The sequence below is a fragment of the Xenorhabdus budapestensis genome, assembly GCF_002632465.1.
GTDB classification, from domain to species: domain Bacteria; phylum Pseudomonadota; class Gammaproteobacteria; order Enterobacterales; family Enterobacteriaceae; genus Xenorhabdus; species Xenorhabdus budapestensis.
Genome location: NZ_NIBS01000037.1, coordinates 1 through 7906 on the forward strand (window position 1 = coordinate 1; position 7906 = coordinate 7906).

Consider the following 7906-nt stretch of genomic DNA (forward strand, 5'->3'; position numbering starts at 1 on the left):
AGGTTGCTAATGATAAATCACAAACGGCGATTATTCCTATTTCTCTGTACTGAATATACTCCGCTAATCACATTGAGCAATTTAGACCCGTTTGCCCTGCTGATATGACAGTAAAAGGAGGTAATTTGCAGGAAGATATAACACAATACCATCATCAAAATTGTAGTTATTTGGTGATTGATATTACAAAAGAGTATATAAGTGTGGTTAATCGGGGCGTTGCAACCCATTTAGTGAGAATATAAAAGATAATATATTCAATAGGATAATTACTAAACTATTTTCTCTGTCTCATTTCATAAAATCTTATTACCATAATAAAAAACCCCAAAAAGGATTATATTTTAATATTGGATAGTATACTCCAGGGACGGTAGCATTCTGCTAATGAGAAATCAGAAATAATCAAATCTGCTTATCTTAAGCTACCTAAAAAAATAATAATGGGATCCGATTGTGAACAAAGAATATTCCCCTTGTTTTATTAAGCTCAACCATGTTTTTAATCCAGAAATCAGGATATTTTGCTTTCCTTATGCCGGAGGCGGCAGCTCAACTTTTGTTCCTTTTGCCAGAAAAATCAGAGCAAACGTTGAATTTTTAGTTATTCAATCGCCGGGTAAAGGAGCAAGATTCAAGGAAAAACCTTACGACGACATGAAGAGCCTGATTGAAGACTTATATGTCAATATAAAACCATTATTGAATATACCATACATCTTTTTAGGACACAGTTTAGGCAGCCGAATAGCTTTTGAACTGTTAAGAAAAATCGATGCAGAATCATTACCATTACCCATTGAATTTATCGCCTCAGGTAGCAGAGGACCGCAAGTTTCTGCCATCCGAAAACCAATAAGTGCTCTAGAAGATAAAGAGTTTACTATTGCATTGCAGGAATTTGGGCGCGTTAATCAACAGATTATTGACAATGATGAATTACTCTCACTGATTTTACCTGCCATAAAGGCTGATTTCAAAATATCAGAAGAGTATTATTATTCTGGTACAGCATCTTTTGCTTGCCCTCTAACGGTATTCGGCGGAACAAATGATGCTCTGGTAGCAGAGCAAGAACTCTATTCCTGGTTCGATTTTTTCGAGCAGGATAAAAAAGTCATCGTTTTTGAAGGCAGCCACTTCTTTATTGATGATAATAATGACCCGGTTATCGATGCTGTATCAAATATCCTTGAATCGAAAATATCCAGACGACCATACACACTCCTATCAAGTGCTTAACTAATGCTTTGTAAGAGAACAAATTCCTGGTCACATAATAGCCTATGTTTCTGGGGATTCGTTCTCTTGCCGCTGTAATGCAACTCGAAATTTATTAGGCATATTATAAGAAGTTCAAGATTATTTTTTGAATCACATGAACACTACCTATATTCTTGTGCTGGCGCGAAAATAAATAAACTATCCTTTTATTTTTCTTTTCAAAAATCAAAAAAGGAAGCTTGTTTCTTTCTTCATGCTCGCATCATTTTCTTAATCGGTATTATTCCTGACGTATTGGTTTTTTCCTGATTGAAAGCCATGCTATTCCTGATGTGCTTTTAAACTCTGTCTCAATGATTGGAACACAAAGCCTACATATTGAGCCAAACAGTACACTGGGAAAATATTTTGTGGCTGTTTATGGCTTATTTCTACAAGCGATCTTTTTTATTGCTATTGGATTTGTAGTTACACCATTTGTTCATAGTATACTGCATAGCTGGCATATTGATGAAGACGAAGATAAGAAGAAATAATTCATAATTCTAACTTTATGCCGTGCCGAACCAGTGCATTATTGTGATAAATATGACAATTACAACAAAGCGAAATAGCTATACCTCAATCATATTGGTATAAAATTTCAAATAATTATCTCAAATATATGAGGCAGAATAATGAATAAAGGCAATTGTTTGTGTGGGGCAGTAGAAATAAAAACCAACCAAAGTATCGAAAGTATCAATGCCTGCCACTGTGAAACATGCCAGAAATGGAATGGAGGCCCGTTTTTATCTGTAGATTGCAAAAACGATTTGCAAATAGCGGGTAATGAAAATGTTTCAACCTATCCATCTTCAGAGTGGGCAGAGCGGGCTTTCTGTAAAAACTGTGGAACTCACCTCTTTTACCATCTGCATCAACCTAGTACTTATATTGTCCCTGTAGCACTATTTGAAAATAGTAACTCAGGAAAATTATCTAAGCAGATCTATGTCGACAGCAAACCCGGCTATTACAATTTTGTTGAAAAAACACCAATGTTGACTAAACAGGATATTCTTAACTTATTTAAATAACCATTAGCATGAGGGGAAATTCCCCCTCATTGCATTTTTCAAGACAAATAAGCTTTATAACAAACACATCTCATAAAAGATAATTACTTTTACATTTATTCTATTGATATGTAACAATTTTCTTTCTGTTTTACACTAATCCCAGTATAATATAGTCTTTATTATTAACAATTTAATTTGACTTGAGCGTCAAAGTGATTCTATGTCGAATTATATTATAAAAATCATAAAGATAAATTCAGTACATCCATTGGATTTTCTTGAATTGTCACTATTTTCAGTAGGTATTACGTTGGTGGAGAAGTTGTTTGATTAATGTTTTATTAGTTGATGATCACGAACTAGTTCGCATTGGCGTTAAAGGCATACTTGATGACGTGCGGGGAATTAAAGTTATAGGAGAAGCCAGTAGCGGAGAAGATGCCGTTAAATGGTGCAGGTCAAACACCACGGATGTTGTTATGATGGATATGGGAATGCCGGGAATAGGAGGCCTTGAAGCCGCGAAAAAGATCATCCGCTATTCCCCGGATACCCGCGTAATTATGTTGACTATCCATACAGACAGTTCCCTGCCGACAAAAGTTATGCAGGCCGGAGTCAGAGGGTATTTAAGTAAAGCAGCAACTCCTCAGGATATGATCAACGCTATCCGAACGGTTTATGCAGGGCAACGTTATATCTCTCCTGATATTGCCCAACAGATGGCACTCGATCAGCTATACCCGCAAAAAGAGAACCCGTTGGATGAACTGTCTGAGCGAGAGCTCCAGATCATGACAATGATAACTCAGGGTAAAAAGGTGAATGAGATATCGACGTTACTCAATCTCAGTCCAAAAACAGTAAATAGCTACCGCTATAGGATGTTTAACAAACTGAATATCAAGGGTGATGTAGAATTAACTCATATAGCAATACGCTGTGGTTTGCTTGATACACCCAATATGATAAATCATAGTGGATGATAAACAGTGATGGGCGGTAAATTGTGGCAGAACAATTTGATTCAAAGGCATTTTTAAAAACAGTAACCAGTCAGCCAGGTGTTTATCGGATGTATGATACTACTGGTACAGTGATTTATGTCGGTAAGGCTAAAGATCTGAAAAAGCGGCTATCCAGTTATTTTCGTGCACAAGTTGGCAGCCGCAAAACAGAATCACTGGTGAAAAATATCTCTCAAATCGATGTCACCATAACTCATACAGAGACAGAGGCACTCCTACTTGAACACAACTACATCAAACTTTATCAGCCCCGCTACAATGTATTACTGCGGGACGATAAATCTTACCCATATATTTTCTTAAGTGGTGATATACACCCTCGTCTGACCATATACCGTGGAGCCAAACATGCTAAGGGGGAATATTTTGGGCCATTTCCAAACTCCCATGCAGTACGTGACACATTAACACTTTTGCAAAAATTATTTCCCATTCGCCAATGTGAAGACAACGTATACCGCAATCGTTCCAGACCCTGCCTGCAATACCAGATTGGCCGCTGCCTTGCCCCTTGTGTCAAAGGGTTTGTGACAGATGAAGAGTATCAACAGCAGGTAGAATACGTCCGCCTGTTTCTGTCCGGCAAAGACCAGCAGGTACTGACCAAGCTGGTTAAAAGAATGGAAGATGCAAGCAAGCAGCTTAAATTTGAAAACGCAGCACGTTATCGTGATCAGATTCAAGCTGTCCGGCAAGTTACTGAACGGCAGTTTGTCTCTGGTGGAGAGGATGATCTGGATGCTATCAGTGTTGCTTTTGACGCAGGCATAGCATGTGTACATGTTTTATTCATTCGTCAGGGTAAAATTTTGGGTAGTCGCAGTTACTATCCCAAAATCCCAATCGGCACTAAATTAGATGAAGTAGTACAGACTTTCCTTGGTCAGTTTTACCTTCAGGGTAGCCAGAACAGGACATTACCAACAGAGATCTTATTGGACTTCTCATTACCGGAGAAAGAATTACTGGAAAGCTCTCTTTCTTCCTTATCCGGCAGAAAAGTGCATATTCAACCGCGCCCAAGAGGTGACAGAGCCCGCTACCTCAAACTGGCACGCACCAATGCAGCAACAGCATTAGCCACTAAACTTTCCCAGCAATCGACAATTCACCAACGCCTGGCTGCACTTGCTGAATTTGCAGGCATTGAAAAAATTCACAGAATGGAGTGCTTCGACATCAGCCATACTATGGGTGAACAAACTGTTGCATCCTGTGTTGTATTCGATAGTAATGGCCCTGTACGTTCTGAATATCGTCGCTATAACATAACGGGAATAACAGCAGGAGATGACTATGCTGCGATGAATCAGGTCTTGCGTCGTCGATACAGCAAAGCGATTGATTCAGCCAAAATTCCTGACATCATCTTTATTGACGGCGGCAAAGGACAGTTAACGCAAGCAATAGAAGTTTTCCGTTCATTAAATGTCGAATGGGATAAAAAACATCCCAAACTGATTGGTGTAGCAAAAGGAAGTGACCGTAAAGCAGGTTTGGAGACTCTATTTTTCACAGCAGAAAGCGAGGGCATAGCTCTTCCCTCTGACTCGCCGGCATTACACATCATTCAACACATTCGTGATGAATCTCATAACCACGCTATAACAGGTCATCGTCAACGTCGGGAAAAAGTGAAAAAGACCAGTACACTGGAATCTATAGAAGGAATTGGGCCAAAACGTCGACAAATGCTGTTAAAATATATGGGAGGATTACAGCCTTTACGCAACGCAAGTGTAGAAGAGATCGCAAAAGTGCCTTCTATCTCTTATTCACTGGCAGAAATAATCTATAATGCGTTGAAACACTAAAAGTATTGATGCACCATACTGATAAACTTTACATGGTCAGATAGTTACTAAGCATTATGCAATTAAATATTCCAACATGGCTTACCCTGTTTCGTATTGCCTTAATCCCGTTCTTTGTTTTGGCGTTTTATCTGCCTTTTCAATGGGCACCGATGTTATGCGCCATCATCTTTATTATCGCTGCTGCGACAGATTGGTTTGATGGTTTTCTTGCCCGCTTATGGAAACAGACAACACGTTTTGGTGCATTTCTTGATCCAGTTGCAGATAAAGTAATGGTTGCTACCGCATTGGTACTGATAACTGAACATTATCACTCCTGGTGGATAACATTACCGACAGCAACAATGATTGCACGAGAGATCATTATCTCTTCCCTTCGGGAATGGATGGCTGAATTAGGAAAACGCAGCAGTGTAGCAGTTTCCTGGATGGGAAAAGTCAAAACAACCGCACAGATGGCTGCATTGGTTGCTTTATTATGGCGTCCTAATGTTGAATTAGAAGTTAGTGGATTCATCTTATTATACGCTGCTGCCATCTTAACATTCTGGTCAATGTTTCAATATTTGAGCACAGCATGGGGTGATTTGAGTGAAACATGATCTAAACGACGCAAAAATCACCGAATAAACAAGTTTTATAAATAATTGTGTTGACTCATTTCGCGAAATAAGTAGAATGCAACGCATCGAACGGCACATGAGGCTTACGAAATAAGTTAAGTAAATCAAGCAGTTCGAAAGAAAAGCGGGAATAGCTCAGTTGGTAGAGCACAACCTTGCCAAGGTTGGGGTCGCGAGTTCGAGTCTCGTTTCCCGCTCCAAAAAAGGCGCGTTGGCAGAGTGGCCATGCAGCGGATTGCAAATCCGTCTACCTCGGTTCGACTCCGGGACGCGCCTCCAGATTCAGCCCAGGTGGTGAAATCGGTAGACACAAGGGATTTAAAATCCCTCGGCCTTTAGGCTGTGCGGGTTCAAGTCCCGCCCTGGGCACCAAACATAAGTTTACTAACGTCTACTCTAGTAAACTAACTCCTAGAAAGACCTGATAAATCAATCAGGTCTTTTCTTTTTAGGTCTACTCTAGTCTATTGCAATCAACATGCACAGCGGGGCATAATCAGGGGCACCTACACTTCTATTTTAAATGTGCCCCTTATAATGAAACTAAACGCACGACAAATCGAAACAGCCAAACCCAAAGAAAAAACTTATAAACTCGCTGATGGCGGCGGCCTATATCTAGAAGTTACTGCTCGCGGCGCTAAGTACTGGCGCATGAAGTACTATCGCCCCACGGATAAAAAAGAAGACCGACTGGCTTTCGGTGTTTATCCTGTCGTTTCTCTAGCCGATGCGAGAGCTAAGCGAGACGAAGCCAAGAAACTGATTGCTCAGGGCATTGATCCTAAGGCTGAGAAAAAAGTCGCTCACGCTGGAGCAAAAGGAAAACATACCTTTGAAAAAGTCGCCCGTGACTGGCACGCCAGCAATAAACGTTGGAGTGAAGATCACGGCAACCGTATCATGCGCAGCCTCGAACATTATATTTTCCCGCATATTGGCAGGCTGGATATTTCCACTTTACGGACAAGCCAGCTTTTAGCGCCAATCAAAACCGTTGATGCCGAGGGCAAACATGATATTGCCCAGCGAGTACAACAACGTGTCACTTCCATCATGCGTTATGCCGTCCAGAACGATATTCTTGATTCCAACCCGGCTAATGACATGGCTGGCGCACTTTCCACTGTTAAATCTAAACATCATCCCGCCCTGCCTCACGAACGTTTACCTGAATTTTTGAGCCGGCTTTCTCGCTATCATGGGCGTTTAATCACCCGCATTGCAGTAGAACTGACGTTATTAACGTTTGTTCGTTCCAGTGAACTGCGATTTGCGCGTTGGGAAGAACTCGACCTTGAAAATGCAGTCTGGAAAATCCCTGCCACAAGAAAAGCCATTGAAGGCGTTAAATTTTCCGAACGGGGCATGAAAATGAAAACGGAGCATATTGTGCCTTTGAGTCGTCAGGCTGTCATTTTGTTTAAATCATTACGCGAACTGAGCGGTGACTGTGAAGTCATGTTCCCTAACGATCACGATCCACAAAAGGTCATGAGTGAAAGCACGGTTAATAATGCCCTTCGTGGCATGGGATACAACACCAAAACCGATGTTTGCGGGCATGGGTTCCGAACAATGGCGCGGGGGGCTAGGGTGAATCTGGATTATGGAACGATGACGCCATCGAACGCCAGTTAAGCCATGTGGAAAGAAAAAATGTCAGGGCTGCCTATATTCACACCTCTAAACATCTGGATGAACGGAGACTGATGGTGCAATGGTGGGCCGATTATCTGGATGCAAACCGGGAAAAACATATCACTCCGTATGATTTTGCTAAAAAACGCCGGAAGTAACATTAATTAATATTTATAATATACTGAATAAAAGATGATTTTTTAGACTTTGTTGGCACTACCAACAAAGTCTGCTTTTTATACAACCCATAGTTGTATTATTTGGTAGTCAGCTCAGTGCCAGATATAGTCTGAACTAATACACTTGAGAAGATGCTCAAGCGCACGACAGCCATCATCTTTACGCATCAGGTGCATAATGTGTAGTAGTTCAAACCTGATCTGACAGTCACCCACTTTGATGCAGTGCCTGTCAGATTAAATCTGGGTGAGATTTTTTTCAGCCCGGATTAATTTGCCTTCCAATAAGGTTTCTATTGGCGTACGACCACAACACATTTTTCCTTGATGAGT

5 protein-coding genes, 3 tRNA genes and 1 pseudogene are annotated in these 7906 nt (G+C 40.7%); all 9 read left to right on the plus strand.

Features of this window, described 5'->3' with window-relative positions; genetic code table 11:
- Nucleotides 1-456: 456 nt before the first annotated feature.
- The 9 genes and pseudogenes from Xbud_RS17575 to Xbud_RS17620 all read left to right on the plus strand — a co-directional run bounded on the left by Xbud_RS17575 (nt 457) and on the right by Xbud_RS17620 (nt 7552).
- A complete protein-coding gene (locus Xbud_RS17575; RefSeq protein WP_169923103.1) occupies nt 457-1242 on the plus strand; it encodes a thioesterase II family protein in 786 nt (261 codons plus the stop codon).
- A 659-nt stretch (nt 1243-1901) separates the two neighbouring features.
- Entirely contained in the window at nt 1902-2303 is a 402-nt protein-coding gene (locus tag Xbud_RS17585; RefSeq protein ID WP_099137334.1) for a GFA family protein, read from the plus strand.
- Nucleotides 2304-2611: 308 nt separating this feature from the next.
- Nucleotides 2612-3271, plus strand: coding sequence for a UvrY/SirA/GacA family response regulator transcription factor (uvrY, locus tag Xbud_RS17590; protein ID WP_099137335.1), 660 nt, complete (start codon nt 2612-2614; stop codon nt 3269-3271).
- A 23-nt stretch (nt 3272-3294) separates the two neighbouring features.
- Nucleotides 3295-5127: an excinuclease ABC subunit UvrC gene (gene uvrC, locus Xbud_RS17595; protein WP_099137336.1), complete on the plus strand. Its 1833-nt coding sequence runs from the start codon at nt 3295-3297 to the stop codon at nt 5125-5127.
- Between the two features lie 56 nt (nt 5128-5183).
- Complete coding sequence (gene pgsA, locus Xbud_RS17600; RefSeq protein ID WP_099137337.1) at nt 5184-5732, plus strand: CDP-diacylglycerol--glycerol-3-phosphate 3-phosphatidyltransferase; 549 nt, start codon at nt 5184-5186, stop codon at nt 5730-5732.
- Between the two features lie 145 nt (nt 5733-5877).
- Nucleotides 5878-5953, plus strand: a tRNA-Gly gene (locus Xbud_RS17605).
- A 5-nt stretch (nt 5954-5958) separates the two neighbouring features.
- Nucleotides 5959-6032 (plus strand) — tRNA-Cys (locus Xbud_RS17610).
- Between the two features lie 6 nt (nt 6033-6038).
- Nucleotides 6039-6125, plus strand: a tRNA-Leu gene (locus Xbud_RS17615).
- A 165-nt stretch (nt 6126-6290) separates the two neighbouring features.
- Nucleotides 6291-7552 (plus strand): annotated as a pseudogene (locus Xbud_RS17620) (tyrosine-type recombinase/integrase).
- Nucleotides 7553-7906 lie beyond the last annotated feature (354 nt).